The organism is Aurantiacibacter aquimixticola (assembly GCF_003605475.1).
Classification (GTDB): Bacteria; Pseudomonadota; Alphaproteobacteria; order Sphingomonadales; family Sphingomonadaceae; genus Alteraurantiacibacter; species Alteraurantiacibacter aquimixticola_B.
In genome coordinates this window covers 2,147,993-2,163,633 of record NZ_RAHX01000001.1, presented here as the reverse complement: position 1 = coordinate 2,163,633, position 15,641 = coordinate 2,147,993, and the positions used below count along the sequence as shown (strand labels likewise).

Annotated in this window: 18 protein-coding genes and 1 tRNA gene; 9 read left to right on the top strand and 10 right to left on the bottom strand. The window is 64.6% G+C overall.

What is annotated here, in order from left to right; translation table 11 throughout:
* Positions 1 to 14: 14 nt before the first annotated feature.
* From msrB to D6201_RS10880, 4 genes are all read right to left on the bottom strand, one after another.
* A complete protein-coding gene (gene msrB, locus D6201_RS10895) occupies positions 15 to 425 on the bottom strand; it encodes a peptide-methionine (R)-S-oxide reductase MsrB (protein WP_120048801.1) in 411 nt (136 codons plus the stop codon).
* A 252-nt stretch (positions 426 to 677) separates the two neighbouring features.
* Entirely contained in the window at positions 678 to 1,349 is a 672-nt protein-coding gene (locus D6201_RS10890) for a glutathione S-transferase family protein (protein WP_120048800.1), read from the bottom strand.
* 59 nt (positions 1,350 to 1,408) lie between these two features.
* The gene (locus D6201_RS10885) at positions 1,409 to 1,828 is read right to left on the bottom strand and encodes a hypothetical protein (RefSeq protein ID WP_133303999.1); all 420 of its coding nucleotides are present in this window, start codon (positions 1,826 to 1,828) and stop codon (positions 1,409 to 1,411) included.
* 73 nt (positions 1,829 to 1,901) lie between these two features.
* Positions 1,902 to 2,255, bottom strand: coding sequence for a hypothetical protein (locus D6201_RS10880; protein WP_120048798.1), 354 nt, complete (start codon positions 2,253 to 2,255; stop codon positions 1,902 to 1,904).
* A gap of 74 nt (positions 2,256 to 2,329) precedes the next feature.
* Here D6201_RS10880 and D6201_RS10875 point away from each other — a divergent pair, with 74 nt between their 5' ends.
* The 6 genes from D6201_RS10875 to D6201_RS10850 all read left to right on the top strand — a co-directional run bounded on the left by D6201_RS10875 (position 2,330) and on the right by D6201_RS10850 (position 8,594).
* Positions 2,330 to 3,760: an NAD-dependent succinate-semialdehyde dehydrogenase gene (locus D6201_RS10875; protein ID WP_120048797.1), complete on the top strand. Its 1,431-nt coding sequence runs from the start codon at positions 2,330 to 2,332 to the stop codon at positions 3,758 to 3,760.
* 208 nt (positions 3,761 to 3,968) lie between these two features.
* Positions 3,969 to 5,546 carry a YadA-like family protein gene (locus D6201_RS10870; protein ID WP_133303998.1) on the top strand — a complete coding sequence of 526 codons (1,578 nt, stop codon included), beginning with the start codon at positions 3,969 to 3,971 and terminating at the stop codon, positions 5,544 to 5,546.
* Between the two features lie 124 nt (positions 5,547 to 5,670).
* Positions 5,671 to 6,777 (top strand): S-(hydroxymethyl)glutathione dehydrogenase/class III alcohol dehydrogenase, encoded by a 1,107-nt coding sequence (locus D6201_RS10865; RefSeq protein ID WP_120048795.1) that lies wholly within the window; start codon positions 5,671 to 5,673, stop codon positions 6,775 to 6,777.
* A 9-nt stretch (positions 6,778 to 6,786) separates the two neighbouring features.
* A complete protein-coding gene (locus D6201_RS10860; RefSeq protein ID WP_120048794.1) occupies positions 6,787 to 7,185 on the top strand; it encodes a VOC family protein in 399 nt (132 codons plus the stop codon).
* The gene (gene fghA / locus D6201_RS10855) at positions 7,182 to 8,024 is read left to right on the top strand and encodes an S-formylglutathione hydrolase (protein ID WP_120048793.1); all 843 of its coding nucleotides are present in this window, start codon (positions 7,182 to 7,184) and stop codon (positions 8,022 to 8,024) included. The genes D6201_RS10860 and fghA overlap by 4 nt, the downstream gene beginning before the upstream one ends.
* A gap of 84 nt (positions 8,025 to 8,108) precedes the next feature.
* Complete coding sequence (locus tag D6201_RS10850; RefSeq protein WP_120048792.1) at positions 8,109 to 8,594, top strand: TVP38/TMEM64 family protein; 486 nt, start codon at positions 8,109 to 8,111, stop codon at positions 8,592 to 8,594.
* Here D6201_RS10850 and metW read toward each other — a convergent pair.
* The gene (gene metW / locus D6201_RS10845; protein WP_120048791.1) at positions 8,591 to 9,181 is read right to left on the bottom strand and encodes a methionine biosynthesis protein MetW; all 591 of its coding nucleotides are present in this window, start codon (positions 9,179 to 9,181) and stop codon (positions 8,591 to 8,593) included. The two genes, D6201_RS10850 and metW, sit on opposite strands and share 4 nt — an antisense overlap.
* Entirely contained in the window at positions 9,178 to 10,293 is a 1,116-nt protein-coding gene (gene metX / locus D6201_RS10840; RefSeq protein WP_120048790.1) for a homoserine O-acetyltransferase MetX, read from the bottom strand. The genes metW and metX overlap by 4 nt, the downstream gene beginning before the upstream one ends.
* 103 nt (positions 10,294 to 10,396) lie before the next feature.
* On the opposite strand from metX, the gene hisC reads away from it, so the two are divergent.
* The 3 genes from hisC to D6201_RS10825 are packed head-to-tail and all read left to right on the top strand — an operon-like array spanning position 10,397 to position 13,147.
* On the top strand, positions 10,397 to 11,485 hold the full coding sequence (gene hisC / locus D6201_RS10835) for a histidinol-phosphate transaminase (protein WP_120049369.1): 1,089 nt from the start codon (positions 10,397 to 10,399) through the stop codon (positions 11,483 to 11,485).
* Positions 11,475 to 12,398 (top strand): prephenate/arogenate dehydrogenase family protein, encoded by a 924-nt coding sequence (locus tag D6201_RS10830; RefSeq protein ID WP_120048789.1) that lies wholly within the window; start codon positions 11,475 to 11,477, stop codon positions 12,396 to 12,398. The genes hisC and D6201_RS10830 overlap by 11 nt, the downstream gene beginning before the upstream one ends.
* Positions 12,395 to 13,147 (top strand): enoyl-CoA hydratase, encoded by a 753-nt coding sequence (locus tag D6201_RS10825; RefSeq protein WP_120048788.1) that lies wholly within the window; start codon positions 12,395 to 12,397, stop codon positions 13,145 to 13,147. Before D6201_RS10830 ends, D6201_RS10825 begins: the two co-directional genes overlap by 4 nt.
* Before the next feature lie 20 nt (positions 13,148 to 13,167).
* On the opposite strand, the gene trxB is transcribed toward D6201_RS10825, so the two are convergent.
* From trxB to D6201_RS10805, 4 genes are all read right to left on the bottom strand, one after another.
* Entirely contained in the window at positions 13,168 to 14,139 is a 972-nt protein-coding gene (gene trxB, locus D6201_RS10820; protein WP_120048787.1) for a thioredoxin-disulfide reductase, read from the bottom strand.
* 150 nt (positions 14,140 to 14,289) lie between these two features.
* The gene (locus D6201_RS10815; RefSeq protein ID WP_120048786.1) at positions 14,290 to 14,514 is read right to left on the bottom strand and encodes a hypothetical protein; all 225 of its coding nucleotides are present in this window, start codon (positions 14,512 to 14,514) and stop codon (positions 14,290 to 14,292) included.
* Between the two features lie 62 nt (positions 14,515 to 14,576).
* Positions 14,577 to 14,664: transfer RNA gene (locus D6201_RS10810), tRNA-Leu, on the bottom strand.
* Positions 14,665 to 14,764: 100 nt separating this feature from the next.
* Entirely contained in the window at positions 14,765 to 15,556 is a 792-nt protein-coding gene (locus tag D6201_RS10805; RefSeq protein ID WP_120048785.1) for a zinc-ribbon domain-containing protein, read from the bottom strand.
* Positions 15,557 to 15,641 lie beyond the last annotated feature (85 nt).

Below are 15,641 nucleotides of genomic sequence, written 5' to 3'. Positions count from 1 at the left end.
ACAGGCGTTCAGCCTTAATCGCCGCCTTTCTCTTCCGGCTCGAATTCGAGCGCGGCGGAGTTGATGCAATAGCGCAGGCCCTCGGGGCCGGGGCCATCGGGGAAAACGTGGCCGAGATGGCCTTCGCACCGCGCGCAAACGACTTCGGTACGGACCATACCGTGGGATTCGTCCTGGTTCATCTTGACCGCTTGCGGATCGGCAGGCGCGGTGAAGCTCGGCCAACCGGAACCGCTGTCATATTTGTCCTCGCTCTCGAACACGGGCTGACCGCAGCCTGCACATTTGTATTCACCGGCCGCCTTGTTCTTCTCATACTTGCCGGTGAAGGCCCGCTCGGTTCCCGCTTCGCGCAGGACATGGAATTGCTCGGGCGTCAGCTTCTCGCGCCATTCGGCTTCGGTGTGCTCGACCTTGTCGTTCATTTGTTTTCCTTTCGCTCGCAGTTCCATGCGAGCATCCTCGGTGCTGTTCCCATCGCTCCGCTGCGGGGCACCTGCGGGCGGCCAATTCGGCCTTGCCGACCCAGCGTCGGTTCGGCCCTGTCGTTTCGCTTGGGAGATATATCGGGCCGCGACTAGCGGACCGCAAGGGCGAACGCCCACCCGCAGCGGGCGCAGCTTGCCTGCGCGTCCAGTAAGGACGAAGCCGCGCATGCGGCTTCGCAACACAAAGGCTCACGCATTCACGTCCGCATAGTGCTTGGGCGCGGGAAGACCGTCCATCTTCTGGCGGAGCAGCGGCGCGAAGCTCGGGCGGCTCTTGATGACCCGGTACCAGCCATGCGCGCTCTCGTGATCCGACCAGTCGATCCCGCCGAGATAATCCACCACCGAAATCTGTGACGCGGCGGCAAAGTCGGCGAGGCTCAGCTGCGCCCCCGCTAGCCAGCGGCGATTGTCCACCAGCCAATCGATATAGTCGAGATGTTCGTGCAGCAGCCGCATCGTCTCTCGCAGCACCCGGCTGTCGGGCGACTGGCGCAGGACGAGGCGCTTGCGCATCTTCTCGTGCAGCAGCGGCCCGGTGATATCGCCGTAGAAATTCTCGTCGAACAGCGCCACCAATCGGCGGATTTCCGCCCGCGCCCTGGCCGATCCGATCAGCAGCGGCCGATCGGACACCGTCTCTTCCAGATATTCGCAGATCGCCTGGCTATCTATCAGCGCGACCTTCTTCGCCGCGTCGTAAAGCACGGGCACGCGACCCGCTGGGTTCAGGCGATGGAAGCTTTCATCGGCATCCCACGGGTATAGCGTGACAAGTTCATATCCGATTTTCTTCTCGCCAAGCGACAGCTGCACCTTGCGGCTGAAAGGGCAGAGCGGAAAGTGATAGAGATGCCACATCGGTGGCCAGCGCTAATGCCCGAAGGCACTGCGCCGGTCCAGCCAATGCCGCGGAAAATTCACTCCTGCGCAGGCAGATCGCGCGGCAGGCTCTCGGCAGCTTCGCGCAGCTGCGGCAGCACGGCTTCGAAAGCGCCCGCCATCTGCGCCATGGCGCCCATCATCGCCGGTAGCCGCTCGGCCACAATTTCAGGCGCGTCGGCCGCTTCCGCACCCATAAGGTCGCGAATGCGTGCATCGGGGTCGATATCCGGGCCTGGCTCGCCAGTCATTTCGCCCATCGCCTCGACCAGCGGACCGACCGGCATCTCCATCAATGCGCCGACCAGCGCCGCGACGGTGTGCGAGACCTGCTCCTGCGTGGCCGGGTCCTCCATCGCTTCGGTCAATCCGGCGAGCGGGCGTTCTTCGGTTTCCTGCGCGGCGGCAGGCGCGGCAAGGGATGCGGACGTCAGAAGGGCTGCGGCGATCAAGGGCATGCGCATGGCAATTCTCCGGTGATTTCGGGTTGTCCGCTTGATAGCGTTTCGACGATGAGCCGGGGCTGAATGCCTAGTCGGATGGCAGAAGCGGCACGCAAACGGGCATCACCTTCTGAATGGTGCCGTCGTCCCATAGCGCTTGCGCCTCGCGAGACAGGAGCGCCGAAACACCATCGCGATCGAGCTGCAATTCATCCATCAGCCGCGCGCCCGCACGCACGAAGAACTCACGGCCTCGCTCGGTCATGTCGGGATAGGCCAGCGCCTCGGTATTGCCGTTCGCCTGCCCTTCTGCAGTGATGGCAATGGCAGCGGCACAGCGCGCGAGCATACGCTGCTCCAGCGACATTTGCGGCGCGGCGTCCTGCGCGATGGCGACGGCGGGCGCAGCAAGGATGGCGAGCGGGGCGAGGATGCGAATCATGAGGCTCGCAATAGTGGCATCGCGATGAACATCGCCCTACATGGCGCTGCAAAGAGCGTTTCGAGGATCCGAGCATGACCGACTACCCCGAGCTTCACCTGCTGATCGATGGCGAGCCTGTCTCCGGCGGCGGGCGCGACACGGAAGAGGTCATCGACCCGGCGACCGAAGAGGTACTCGGAACGCTTCCGCATGCGACCAGTGACGATCTCGACCGCGCGCTGGAAGCCGCCGATCGCGGCTTTCGCAAATGGCGCGGCATGTCGGCGGATCAGCGCTCGTCGATCCTCGTAAAGGCGGCGAACCTGCTGCGTGAGCGGGCCGAGACGATCGGCGCCAATCTCAGCCGTGAACAGGGCAAGCCGCTGACCGAGGGCAGGGGCGAAGCGAATTATTCGGCCAGCCTGCTCGAATTCTATGCCGGCGAATGCAAGCGGCTCTACGGCCGCACGCTGGTGCGCCCCGAGGGCAGCCGGGTGGAGGTGCAATACCATCCCGTCGGCCCAGTGGCCGGTTTCGCGCCGTGGAATTTCCCTGCGATCAACGTGATGCGCAAGATCGGCGGGCCGCTGGCCGCGGGTTGCTCCGTCATCGTCAAGCCGAGCGAAGAAACGCCCGCGTCCGGCATCGCCGTGGTGCAGGCCCTGCTCGATGCAGGCGTGCCGGGCGGCGCGGTGCAATGCGTGTTCGGCGTGCCGAGCACGGTAAGCGAGCACCTGCTCGGCTCCCCTATCATCCGCAAACTGACTTTCACCGGATCCACTCCGGTCGGCAAACATCTGGCCAAGCTGGCGGCGGAAGACCTGAAAATCGCAACGATGGAGCTTGGTGGGCACGGTCCGGTGCTGGTGTTCGACGACACCGATATCGACAAGGCGATCGACACGATGGCAGGCAACAAGTTCCGCAATGCCGGGCAGGTCTGCGTCAGCCCCACCCGTTTCCTGGTACAGGAAAACGTCTTCGAGCGCTTCCGCGACGGCTTCGTCGAGCGCGCCAAGAAGCTCACGGTCGGCAACGGTCTCGACAAGGGCGTGGACATTGGCCCGATGGCGAATGCCCGCGGGCGCGACAATATCGGCAGGCTTATCGCCGATGCGACCGAGCATGGCGCAAATCTGCTGACAGGCGGAGAGCGGATCGGCAATCGGGGCTTCTTCCACCAGCCGACCGTGCTGTCCGAAGTGCCCACCGATGCCGAGATCATGAATGAGGAGCCGTTCGGCCCCGTCGCCCTGATCAATCCGATGCCAGGCGAGGAGGCGATGATCGAGGAGGCCAACCGCCTTCCCTACGGCCTCGCCGCCTATGCCTGGACCGACAGCCCCGCCCGCCGCCGCCGGCTTGCCGCGCAGGTCGAGGCGGGAATGCTGGCGATTAATACCGGCGGCGTCTCCGCCGTCGATGCGCCCTTCGGGGGGGTTAAATGGTCGGGCTATGGCAGCGAGGACGGGCGCGAGGGCGTGATGGCTTGCATGGTGCCGAAGACGGTGCACGAAGGATAAGTAGAGTCCCTCACCGGGACAAATATTCAGACTGATCAATTATTTGCCTTTATTCGATCACAAACTTGCTCTCTATGTCCCGTGTCTGGACGAACCGGGCCGGTCAGAGAACCGCAAACGGGGCAAAGGGGCAGGCGTTGGCACATCTTCTCACATCGCATCGTGCGCATTTTCTGAACGCGAACGATACAACGAGTGAGGAACTGCAATGTCGAAATTTACGAAAAGCCTTTCAGTAGCCCTGTTGGTAAGCACTGCGGGTGTCGGCCTTACGGCCACGTCCGCCAGCGCTCAGTCGATAGACGGCGATGATGGCTACGAATGCGTCCTGAGCAGCGACACGAGCAGCTCGACCGGTGCCAATTCCGATGCCGAGGGCGAAGACTCGCTGGCTTGCGGTGAGAACGCTTCGACGGGCGCTGATCGTGCAACGGCAATCGGGACCGACACCGAAGCAGACGGCTTTCAGTCCACCGCTTTGGGTTACGACGCCGACGCCGACGGCACGGATGCGATCGCCCTTGGCACGCTTTCTTCGACCAGCGGCAATTCCACGTCGGCAGTCGGCGGTCGCTCGCGTGCCGATGGCCCGGGGGCCAGCGCCTTTGGCTGGCGCGCCGAAGCCGGTGCCGAACGTGCCACCGCGCTTGGCCACCTCGCAACCGCACGCGGCGTGCGCTCTCTCGCCGTCGGTGAGAATGCCGACGCGCAGACCGATTTCTCGACGGCCATCGGCAATGAAGCGATCGCCAATGGCACCGACGCATTGAGCATCGGTGACACCGCGATGGCGATGGGCCCGTCGACCACTGCAGTGGGCGGCGAAAGCGTCGCCACGGGCCCCGGTTCGACGGCATTCGGCTGGCGCGCAACAGCCAATTCCGAACGCTCCACCGCTCTTGGACACCTCGCTTCCGCCAATGGCCTTGCGGCCACGGCGGTCGGTGAAGCAGCCTTTGCGGATGGCGTAGACGCTCTCGCGGTTGGCGGCGGTGTCGACGGGACCGGCGGCGCACAGGCGATCGGCAATTCGACCACGGCAATCGGCGGCGAAAGCATCGCGCAGGGTCCGGGCGCGACTGCGCTTGGCTGGCGTTCGATCGCCGATGCCGAACGCGCAACGGCCCTCGGTCACCTCGCAAATGCCAATGGCGTACGCTCGGTCGCCGTGGGTGAAGCGGCAACGGCAAGCGGCGATGGTGCCGTATCGATCGGCAATGAAAGCGTGGCGTCGGGCGAAAATTCCATCGCTATCGGCAATGGCGCAATGGCCACCAATGATGGTCAGGTCGTGATTGCCGGGCTTGGCACGAGCACAGGTTCGCAGACGGGCTCGATCTTCGTGGTGACGGCGGACGACAACGGCACGCTGGGTCGTTCGGCAAGCATTGCCACGTCGGCACAGCTCGATGGTGCGCGCGCCGATATCGATGTGAACTCGGGCCTCATCGCCGCCAACACGGGCAATATCGCCGCCAACGCATCGGCCATCGGTGCACTGCAGGGTCAGACCGTCGCCTTGTTCGACCTCGCCAATGAGAACGCCACCGGCGTGCGCGAAGCGAACGAAGGTGTCGCGCTGGCACTCGCCATGGACACTCCGATACTGATGCCCACCGATTCCTTCGGCATTGCGGGCGGCGTCGGCTATTACAATGATCGCGCTGCCGCAGCAGCGAGCTTCTCGGCTCGTATCAGCGACAGCACGTATCTCACCGGCGGTGTCGGCTTCGGCTTCGATGAAGGCGAAATCGGCGCGCGCGCCGGCTTCCAGGCTGCCTGGTAATACACACAGCTTTCGATAGCATCATGAAAGGGGCCGAGGCTTTCGCTTCGGCCCCTTTCATGCGCAAGGGGCATTGCCCGCAAGCACCGGACGCCTATGGTCGGTTGGAAGGAGACACCAGCCGATGAAGACCCGCGCCGCCGTCGCTTTCGAACCGAAGAAGCCGCTCGAGATCGTCGAGCTCGACCTCGAAGGCCCGAAGGCGGGCGAGGTACTGGTCGAGATCATGGCGACGGGCATCTGCCATACCGATGCCTATACGCTCGATGGACTGGATAGCGAGGGGTTGTTCCCGTCCGTTCTGGGACATGAGGGGGCCGGCGTGGTGCGCGAAGTGGGCGCTGGCGTCACGAGCGTTGCGCCGGGCGACCATGTCATCCCGCTTTACACGCCGGAATGCCGGGCATGCAAAATGTGCCTCTCCGGCAAGACCAATCTGTGCAGCGCCATCCGCGAAACGCAGGGCAAGGGGCTGATGCCGGACGGCACCAGTCGCTTTTCGTACAAGGGTGAGACGATCTACCACTATATGGGCTGCTCGACCTTTTCGAACTTCACCGTGCTTCCCGAAATCGCCGTCGCCAAGATCCGCACCGACGCGCCGTTCGATACCTCCTGCTACATCGGCTGCGGCGTGACGACGGGCGTGGGCGCAGTTGTGAATACCGCGCAGGTCAAGCCCGGCGACAACGTCGTCGTGTTCGGGCTGGGCGGGATCGGGCTCAACGTCATCCAGGGCGCGAGGATGGCGGGGGCGGATCGGATCGTCGGCGTCGATATCAATCCGGCGAAGCGCGAATGGGGCGAGAAGTTCGGCATGACCGATTTCGTCAATCCGAAGGATACCTCGAACGTGGTCGCTCATCTTGTCGACCTGCTCGATGGCGGCGCGGATTACAGCTTCGATTGCACCGGCAACACCGATGTAATGCGTGCAGCGCTCGAATGCTGTCACAAGGGCTGGGGCACCTCCATCATCATCGGGGTCGCCGAAGCCGGGAAAGAGATCGCCACCCGCCCGTTCCAGCTGGTGACGGGCCGCAACTGGCGCGGCACGGCGTTCGGCGGGGCGAAAGGGCGCACCGACGTTCCCAAGATCGTCGACTGGTACATGAATGGTAAGATCGCCATCGACCCCATGATCACCCATCGCCTGACGCTCGACGAAATCAACACGGGCTTCGACCTGATGCATTCCGGCGAAAGCATCCGCAGCGTCGTCGTCTATTAGGAGAAACATATGTTCAGCCACATCATGATCGGCACCAATGATATCGAAAAATCGGCCGCATTCTATGCCAAGGTCTTGGGAGTTATCGGCGCGCGCGAACCGATAATGAACCAAGCGAAGAGCGGCGCGATGCGGGCCATGTTCATGCACGATGGCAGCGTCTTCATGCTGAGCGAACCGATCGACGGAGAGGCGGCGACCTGCGCCAACGGCATGACCGTCGGCTTCACCTGCAATTCGCCCGAGCAGGTCCAGGAAATGCACGATGCGGCGGTCGAAGCGGGCGGCACCAGCATCGAGGACCCGCCCGGCCTTCGCGAAGGCGGTGCGCTCGGTCCGCTCCACCTCGCCTATTTCCGCGACCTCGACGGTCATAAGATCTGCGCCATCCACCGGCCCAAGGCATGAGTGAGCTGGAACACATCTCGACTTCGCGCTGCTATGCGGGCGAGCAGCAGGTCTGGCGGCACGAAAGCGCGGCCACCGGCACACCGATGACCTTTGCCATTTACATTCCCGACCACGAGGAAGGCGCGAAGCTGCCTGTGCTCTGGTGGCTGTCAGGCCTGACCTGCACGCATGAAAATGCGATGATCAAATGCGAGTACAAGCGCGCCGCGGCCGAGCATGGCATGATCGTCGTATGCCCGGACACAAGCCCGCGCGGCGAAGGTGTGCCGGATCATGAGGATTACGATTTCGGCCAGGGTGCGGGCTTCTATGTCGACGCGACGCAAGATCCATGGGCCAAGCATTTCCAGATCCGCAGCTATATCGAGGACGAACTGCCCGCGCTGATCGCGAAGAGCTTCCCGGTCGACATGGATCGCCAGGGCATTTCCGGCCATTCCATGGGCGGGCACGGCGCGCTTACCGTAAGCCTTCGCAATCCGGGCCGCTTCCACTCGACCAGCGCCTTCGCGCCCATCGTCAGCCCGCTCAATTGCCCGTGGGGCGACAAGGCGCTGACCGGCTATCTGGGCGAGGACCGACAGGCATGGCGCGAATATGACAGCGTCGCACTGATCGAGGACGGCGCGCGGCTGGACGAGGTGCTGGTGGACCAGGGCACGGCGGACGAATGGCTCGATGGTGAACTCAAGACCCACCTGTTCGAAGAAGCCTGCCGCGACGCGGGAATGAACGCCACGATCAGAATGCAGGAGGGCTACGACCACTCTTACTTCTTCGTCTCCACCTTCGTATCCGACCATATCGCCTGGCATGCGGAGCGGTTGAAGGCCTGACACCGGGTCCGGTCGGTAACCATACAGGCCATCCGGGCGAAGCATCTGGGGAACCCCAAGCCCTTTGCTGCGCTGGATAAGTGTATGGAAACCGGAATCGCGACATGGTTGCCGCTGGGCTTTGTGGAGGCGCTCGCCGCGACGCCGCATGGCGGTGTGCTCGTCCCGCTCGCGATCGGCTTGCTGGCAACGTCCATCGTGACCTTTTCCGTTCCCGGCGCGCTGACGCCGACGGCCTTCCTTTCCGGCCTGCTGATGGGTTTTGGCGGCATATTGGTGGTGGTGCTGGGTGCGGCACTGGGCAGTCACATCCTGTTCCTCGCCTCCCGCCGCTGGCTGTCGGGATTCATGCGCCGACGCTTTGGCGCAAAGCTCGATTCCGTGGGCGACCACCTTGCGCGCCGCGGGCCGCTATACGTGGCAGGCGCGCGGCTGACGGGCGTTCCGCATATCGTCGTGACCGCAGGCTGCGCCGCAACCCCGATCAGCGCCCGCAGCTTCCTCACCGCCAGCCTGCTCGGCATGCTCCCCGCCATCTCGCTCGCAGCGGTGGCGGGTTCGGCGATCTAACGGCGCAAGCGGAACACAGCATGCTCGGCACGCCAGTTCGCGCGCGAGGGGGAGATCTCCCGGCCACCGGCGAAGAACCAATTGCCTGTTACCGATACGCCTTTTTCAACGAGCAATTCGCGAAAATCGGCAACGGTCAGGTGGTGGATGTTCGGCGTTTCATACCAGCTTACGGGTAGATGCCGCACAACCGGCATACGCCCCTTAGCCAGTAGGGCGAAGCGCATGCGCCAATAGGCGAAATTGGGGAAGCTGACGAAGGCCTCCTGCCCGACGCGCAGAAGCTGATCGAGCAGCCAATCCGGTCGCCGGGCGGTCTGCAATGTCTGGCTGAGGATCGCGACATCGAAGGCGGCGTCCGGGTAATCGGCCAGATCACGGTCAGCATCCCCCTGCACCACGCTAAGCCCGCGCGCGACGGCCTGCTCCACAGCTTCCGGATCGATCTCGATCCCGCGCGCGTCAGCCTGCTTGCGATCGCGCAGGACGGCCATAAGCGCCCCGTCTCCGCAGCCGACATCGAGTACGCGCACGCCTTGCGGCACGCATTCGGCGATCCGGGCGAGATCGGCGCGCAGCTTGCTCACTGGATGAAACCCCTCACCACGCGATCGAGCGCGGGCACGTCGAGCAGGAAGCTGTCATGGCCGTAGGGTGCGGATAGCTCCACGAAGCTGACCGGCGCGGCGACGGCGTTCAGCGCATGCACCACTTCGCGCATGTCGGCGGTGGTATAGAGCCAGTCCGTGTCGAAGCTGACAAGACAGAAGCGCGTGTCGCTCGCGTCTGCGAAAGCATCCGCCAATCTTCCGCCATGTTCTTCGGCGAGATCGAAATAGTCCATCGCGCGGGTGATGTAGAGATAACTGTTGGCATCGAAGCGATCGGTAAAGGCGATGCCCTGGTGGCGCAGATAGCTTTCCACCTGGAAATCGGCATCGAAGCCGAAGCTCTTGGCACCGGGTTTTCCGTCCTTGGCCTGCAGCCGCCGCCCGAATTTCTCCGTCAGCCCGGCTTCGGAAAGATAGGTGATGTGCGCCGCCATGCGCGCTACGCTCAGCCCCTTGGTCGGCGCTTCGCCGCCGTAATAGTCCCCGCCTCGCCAGTCCGGATCGGCCATGATCGCCTGCCGCCCGACTTCGTGAAAGGCGATGTTCTGTGCACTGTGCCGCGCGGTGGTGGCGATGGCGAGGACGCGCTGCGTGCGTTCCGGGAAATTTGCCGCGCAGGAGAGCGCCTGCATGCCGCCCATCGATCCGCCGACGACGGCGTGGAGCGTCTCGATCCCCAGCGCATCGAGCAGGCGCATCTGCGCGCGGACCATGTCGCGGATCGTGATGACGGGGAAATTCATGGCGTAGCGGTCGCCCCCGGCATTCGCGCTGCCCGGCCCGGTGGATCCCATGCAACTGCCCAGCACATTGGCGCAGATGACATGGAACCGGTCGGTGTCGACCGGCTTGCCCGGGCCGACCATGCGCTCCCACCAGCCCGGCTTGCCTGTCATTGGATGGGTGCTGGCGACGAACTGGTCGCCGGTCAGCGCGTGGAAGACCATAATCGCATTGTCGCGTCGCTCGTTCAGCTCGCCATAGGTCTCATAGGCGATCTGCACGTCCGCCAGCTCTCGTCCGCTGTCGAGCGGCAGCGGATCGGGCAGCGCGATGCTGCGAAAGTCGGCGGTTTGCGCGCGGGCCATCGGGCCAAGGCGATTGGGCGAGCGCCTTGCCTCTGTCAATCGCGTGCGCGCGGCGGTATGCGCCGCAACCGTGACCGACATTGCCTCTACCGACCGCCCGCAGATGAAGCCCTACGTGGCGAAGATCCACGCCTATGTGCCGGGCAAGGCCAAGGCGTCGGACGGTCGCCAGCTCATCAAGCTGTCCGCGAATGAAAATCCGCTTGGTTGCTCCCCGCTGGCGATGCAGGCGCTCGGCCTGGCAGGCGCGCCGGCTTTCTATCCCGATCCCGGCGCGACCCGATTGCGCGAAGCCATCGGGGCGCTGCACGGAATCGAGCCGGAGCGGATCGTGTGCGGGACCGGGTCGGACGAATTGCTCAACCTCGCCGTGCAGGGCTTTGCCGGAGAGGGCGACGAGGTCGTCTTCAGCCGCTACAGCTTCGTCGTCTACGAAATCGCTGCGCTGCGCTGCGGTGCGACCATCGTCGAAGTTGCGGACCGCGATTTCGGAGCGGACGTCGACGCCATGCTGGCCGCGGTGACCGAGCGGACCCGTGTGGTCTTCATCGCCAACCCGAACAACCCGACCGGCACCTTCCTGCCCCGCGCAGAGCTCGAACGGCTGCATGCCGGGCTGCCGGACAATGTGCTGCTGGTGGTGGACCATGCTTACGGCGAATATCTGGAGGCGGACGAGGACGATGGCGCCATGGCGCTCGCCGATGCGCATGGCAATGTGCTCGTCACCCGCACCTTCTCGAAGATCTACGGTCTGGCCGGAGAACGCATCGGCTGGGCGACCGGCGCGCCGCATCTGGTGGACGCCCTCAACCGCATCAGGGGGCCTTTCAACGTCACCACCAGCGGGCAGAGAGCGGCCGTCGCGGCGCTTGAGGACCAGGACTTCGTCACCGCCAGCCGCGATCATAACGCCGCCGAGCGGGAGCGCTTTGCCGAGAGGATCGCCATGCTCGGCAATCGCGGGCTGGCTGCCGTGCCGAGCAAGGCCAATTTCCTGCTGGTGCGGTTTACCGGAGAACTGACCGCGGAGACGGCGCTCAACGCCATGGCCGAGGCGGGCTATGCCGTGCGGCATCTGCCGGGCCAGGGGCTCGGCGATGCGCTGCGCATAACTATCGGGCGGCGCGAAGATATGGACGCGATCGCCGATTTGCTGGCCGAGCTGACAGGCGGAGCGAATGCCCTTTAACAAGGTCGCGATCATCGGCCTCGGCCTGCTCGGCGGTTCGATAGGCCTGGCTGTTCGCGAGCGGCTGCCGAGCCTCGAGACGGTCGGCTTCGATGCGGACTCCGACGTGCGCAGCCGAGCGCGCGAACTTGGATTGTGCGGCAGCGTGGCCGAGGATGCGGCAATCGCCGTGCAGGATGCCGATCTCGTAATTCTCTGCGTTCCGGTCGGTGCGATGCGGACAGCTGCGGAGGCCATTGCGCCCGCTCTCTCTCCCGGTGCTGTGGTCAGCGATGTCGGCTCATCGAAGGAGCGCGTCGCGCGCGTACTGGCCGAAACCCTGCCCGATCACACGATCATCCCCGCGCACCCCGTGGCCGGGACCGAGCGGTCCGGCCCCGATGCCGGTTTCGCCAGCCTGTTCGCCGGGCGCTGGTGCATTCTCACGCCGCCCGCGCATGCCGACGAGGCCAAAGTCGGGGCGTTGATGCAATTCTGGCGCGCGCTCGGCTCCACGGTCGAGGTGATGGACGCCGCGCATCACGACATGGTGCTCGCCGTCACCAGCCATATCCCCCACCTCGTGGCCTACACCATCGTCGGCACGGCCAGCGATCTGGAGGAGGTGACGCGCAGCGAAGTCATCAAATATTCCGCCGGCGGTTTTCGCGACTTTACGCGCATCGCCGCGAGCGATCCCACCATGTGGCGCGACGTATTTCTTCACAACCGCGACGCGGTTCTGGAAATGATGGACCGGTTCCTTCGCGATCTGGGCAGTATGCGGAACGCCATCGACGCGGGCGACGGCGAAGCGATGTTCGACCTGTTCACCCGGACCCGCGCAATCCGGCGCGGTATTCTGGAACAGGGACAAGACGATGCGCGGCCCGATTTCGGGCGCGCCGATCACACGCAGGAGACGAGCGAATGAGCGAGCATGTCAGGACCCAAACCGAAGGCGGCGTGTTGACGCTGACGCTGAATCGCACGGACAAGAAAAACGCGCTGACCGACGCGATGTACGAGGCGCTGTCCGACGCGATGGAAGCGGCCGAGGACGACACATCTGTTCGCGTGGTCGCCATTCGCGGAGCGGGCGACATGTTCACGGCTGGCAACGATATCGGCGATTTCCTGGCGGCGGGCGCAAACATGGCGGACGCGCACGTCTTCCGCTTCATCCGCCTGCTCGGCACGTTCGGAAAGCCGCTGGTGGCGGGCGTCCAGGGCAAGGCAGTCGGCATCGGCATGACCATGCTGCTGCATTGCGACTACGTCGTGCTGACGGAGAATGCCGAGTTGAAAACGCCCTTCGTCACGCTCGGCCTGGTGCCCGAAGCCGCCTCCAGCCGCCTGCTGCCCGCCGCCATCGGCCACCAGCGCGCCTTTTCCATGCTCGCCATGGGCCAGCCGATGAGCGCCGCAGATGCGCATGGCTGCGGCCTCGCGAACGAAGTGGTGCCGCTGGAAAAGCTCGATCAGGCGGTCGAGGCGGCGACGATGCGCATCGCCGCACTGCCGCCCGAAGCGGTGGCCGCAACGAAGGCGCTGATGCGCGATAGCGACGCCGTGGGCGCAGCGATGGACCGGGAGAACCGCATCTTCGGCCAGCGCCTGACCAGCGCCGAGGCCCGCGAAGCCTTCACCGCCTTCATGGAAAAGCGCGCGCCGAAATTCTAGGCGCGCGGGAGGCGCGCGCCTTACTCGGCCGCTTCCATTTCCCTTTCGGCAAATTCCAGCGTGGCGAGGAAGCGTTCCGCGTCGAGCGCGGCCATGCAGCCCGTACCCGCCGCGGTCACAGCCTGACGATAGGTGTGATCCATCACATCGCCGCACGCAAAGACGCCGGGAATGCTCGTTTTCGGCGTGCCGGGCTCGACCAGCAGATAGCCGCCATCGTCCATCGGCAGCTTGCCCTTGAACAGCTCCGTCGCGGGCGCATGGCCGATGGCGACGAAGGCGCCGTCAACTTCCAGCGTGCTGCGTTCGCCGGTCTGCGTGTCGATCAGTACCAGATGGCCAAGCGCGCCATTCTCGCCCGCTTCGAAACTCTCGACCGTCTTGTTCCACATCGGCGTGATCTTCTCGCTGGCGAAGAGGCGGTCCTGCAGGATCTTCTCGCTGCGAAGTTCGTCGCGGCGATGGATCAGGGTGACGTCGTCGGAATGGTTGGTGAGGTACAGCGCTTCCTCGACCGCGGTGTTGCCGCCGCCGATCACCGCCACCTTCTTTCCGCGATAGAAGAAACCGTCGCAGGTCGCGCAGGCGGATACGCCCTTGCCGCCCAGTTCGGCCTCTCCCGGCACGCCGAGCCACTTGGCCTGCGCGCCGGTGGCGATCACCAGCACATCGCCGACATACTCGTCGCCGCTGTCGCCGATGGCCCTGAACGGCGAGCCGCCTTCCAGATCGACGTCGACGATCGTGTCCCACATCATCCGCGTGCCGACATGCTCGGCCTGTTTCTGCATTTGCTCCATCAGCCACGGGCCCTGGATCACGTCTTCGAATCCGGGATAATTCTCGACGTCGGTGGTGATGGTCAGCTGGCCGCCGGGCTGGAGGCCCTGCACCACGATCGGCTCCATCCCGGCGCGCGCGCCATATATGGCGGCGGAATAGCCTGCCGGGCCGGAGCCGATGATGAGCATGCGGGTCTTGTGGGTGGTCATGGCGTCGTTAATTCCTCGCGTCAGGCCACCGACGTAGGAAGCCCCCCGATTCGGTGCAAGCAAAGCCCGCCCGCTTCTCAACGCCTTTGCCGCACATGCGAAAACGGCCCCGCCGCAATGGCGAGGCCGTCTATTCTTTTATGCGTTGCGTCAGATCGCGGCGGCGGGGTTTTCGATGCGTCCCGACTTGTCCTTCTCCGACAGCTTCTTCACGGCATAGCCGCCAAAGCCGAGCGCCAGCAGCGTCGGCAGGCGCATGCGCGTGATGATGGGCACGGCGAGCGCGCCCAGAATGGCGCCGCCAGCGCCGCCCAACTTGCGGGTTTCCTTGCTGATTGCGGCACCTGCGGCCGCACCGATAAGCTTACCAATCATCGTAATACTCCTTTCCCGACGAACGCCCGAAAAGGCTCACTGGTTCCGGCGGGAAAGGGGGATGGTGCGGTCGAGAAGACTCGAACTTCCACGGGTTATTCACCCACAACGACCTCAACGTTGCGCGTCTACCAGTTCCGCCACGACCGCACATCGATTGGAAGACAGGCCCGCAGGCCCGCCCCGGTAGGAGCGCGCCCCTAGCAAAGAGGTTTCACGCCCGCAAGCGCTGTCATGCGCTCTCGCGGGCCTATTCGGGCTTCCAGCCGATCTGCACCGCGCGCGCGGAGCGGGGGAAATCCGTCACAGCCTCGTTCACCGTCACCGTTTCGCCTGGCGCGAGGGTTCGCTGGGGCGGCGGGACTTCCCAGCTATAGACGATGCGGTCGCGCGAATCGCGCAGAACGATCAATATGGTCGGGATCGTCCGCGTCACTGTGCCGACATTGGTGATCGTCCCGCTCGCCCCGAAAAATTCCGTGCCGTTGGGAAGCTGGCGGCGTTCCTGTTGCTGCTGCGGAAAGTCGAGCTGCAGATCGGGCTCCCCGGCGGCGAAGGTCGGCCGCTCCACCGGCACCCAGTCGGGCAAGCCCCAATAGGAGACGGCAACGATTAGCGCCGCAGCGACGACCGCGAAGATCGCACCCGCCCAGGTCCACACTTTCAGCCAGTTGCGGCGAGGGCGAAAGGGTGGCTCGTGATCGAAATGCGAATGCGGCGGATCGCCGTAATCGACAGGCTGCTGCGCGCGGGGCGGACGCACTTCGTCACGCCAGGCAGAGGCAGAGGGGCCATCGGGCGGAGGCGCGACGTCATTCTCGACCGTCTCCTGCGATGCGGGTGCCCCTGGCGGAGGCGGAGGAGACGGAGGAGGCGCAGCCGGCTCGACAGCGACATCCTCGCGGTCTGCAAGATCGAGCGCCGGACCTTCCTGAAACCAGCTTTCACGACACTTCGCGCAGCGCACGGTCCGGCCTTCCACGCCGACAGCGGCATCGGGCACGACATATTTCGTCGCGCAGGCGGGACACTGGATGATCATGCGCTTTCGCGAAATGCCTACGCCCCGCCCGCCGCCGCAACAAGCCGAACGGTGTGGACGAGAGGCGATTGGCAGGGCTTTTCCA

Bases quoted from the DNA above. Each gene is read 5' to 3' on its own strand.
- msrB (WP_120048801.1), bottom strand. From the start codon at position 425: ATGAACGACAAGGTCGAGCACACCGAAGCCGAATGGCGCGAGAAGCTG.
- D6201_RS10890 (WP_120048800.1), bottom strand. From the start codon at position 1,349: ATGTGGCATCTCTATCACTTTCCGCTCTGCCCTTTCAGCCGCAAGGTG.
- D6201_RS10885 (WP_133303999.1), bottom strand. From the start codon at position 1,828: ATGCCCTTGATCGCCGCAGCCCTTCTGACGTCCGCATCCCTTGCCGCG.
- D6201_RS10880 (WP_120048798.1), bottom strand. From the start codon at position 2,255: ATGATTCGCATCCTCGCCCCGCTCGCCATCCTTGCTGCGCCCGCCGTC.
- D6201_RS10875 (WP_120048797.1), top strand. From the start codon at position 2,330: ATGACCGACTACCCCGAGCTTCACCTGCTGATCGATGGCGAGCCTGTC.
- D6201_RS10870 (WP_133303998.1), top strand. From the start codon at position 3,969: ATGTCGAAATTTACGAAAAGCCTTTCAGTAGCCCTGTTGGTAAGCACT.
- D6201_RS10865 (WP_120048795.1), top strand. From the start codon at position 5,671: ATGAAGACCCGCGCCGCCGTCGCTTTCGAACCGAAGAAGCCGCTCGAG.
- D6201_RS10860 (WP_120048794.1), top strand. From the start codon at position 6,787: ATGTTCAGCCACATCATGATCGGCACCAATGATATCGAAAAATCGGCC.
- fghA (WP_120048793.1), top strand. From the start codon at position 7,182: ATGAGTGAGCTGGAACACATCTCGACTTCGCGCTGCTATGCGGGCGAG.
- D6201_RS10850 (WP_120048792.1), top strand. From the start codon at position 8,109: ATGGAAACCGGAATCGCGACATGGTTGCCGCTGGGCTTTGTGGAGGCG.
- metX (WP_120048790.1), bottom strand. From the start codon at position 10,293: ATGGCCCGCGCGCAAACCGCCGACTTTCGCAGCATCGCGCTGCCCGAT.
- hisC (WP_120049369.1), top strand. From the start codon at position 10,397: ATGAAGCCCTACGTGGCGAAGATCCACGCCTATGTGCCGGGCAAGGCC.
- D6201_RS10830 (WP_120048789.1), top strand. From the start codon at position 11,475: ATGCCCTTTAACAAGGTCGCGATCATCGGCCTCGGCCTGCTCGGCGGT.
- D6201_RS10825 (WP_120048788.1), top strand. From the start codon at position 12,395: ATGAGCGAGCATGTCAGGACCCAAACCGAAGGCGGCGTGTTGACGCTG.
- trxB (WP_120048787.1), bottom strand. From the start codon at position 14,139: ATGACCACCCACAAGACCCGCATGCTCATCATCGGCTCCGGCCCGGCA.
- D6201_RS10815 (WP_120048786.1), bottom strand. From the start codon at position 14,514: ATGATTGGTAAGCTTATCGGTGCGGCCGCAGGTGCCGCAATCAGCAAG.
- D6201_RS10805 (WP_120048785.1), bottom strand. From the start codon at position 15,556: ATGATCATCCAGTGTCCCGCCTGCGCGACGAAATATGTCGTGCCCGAT.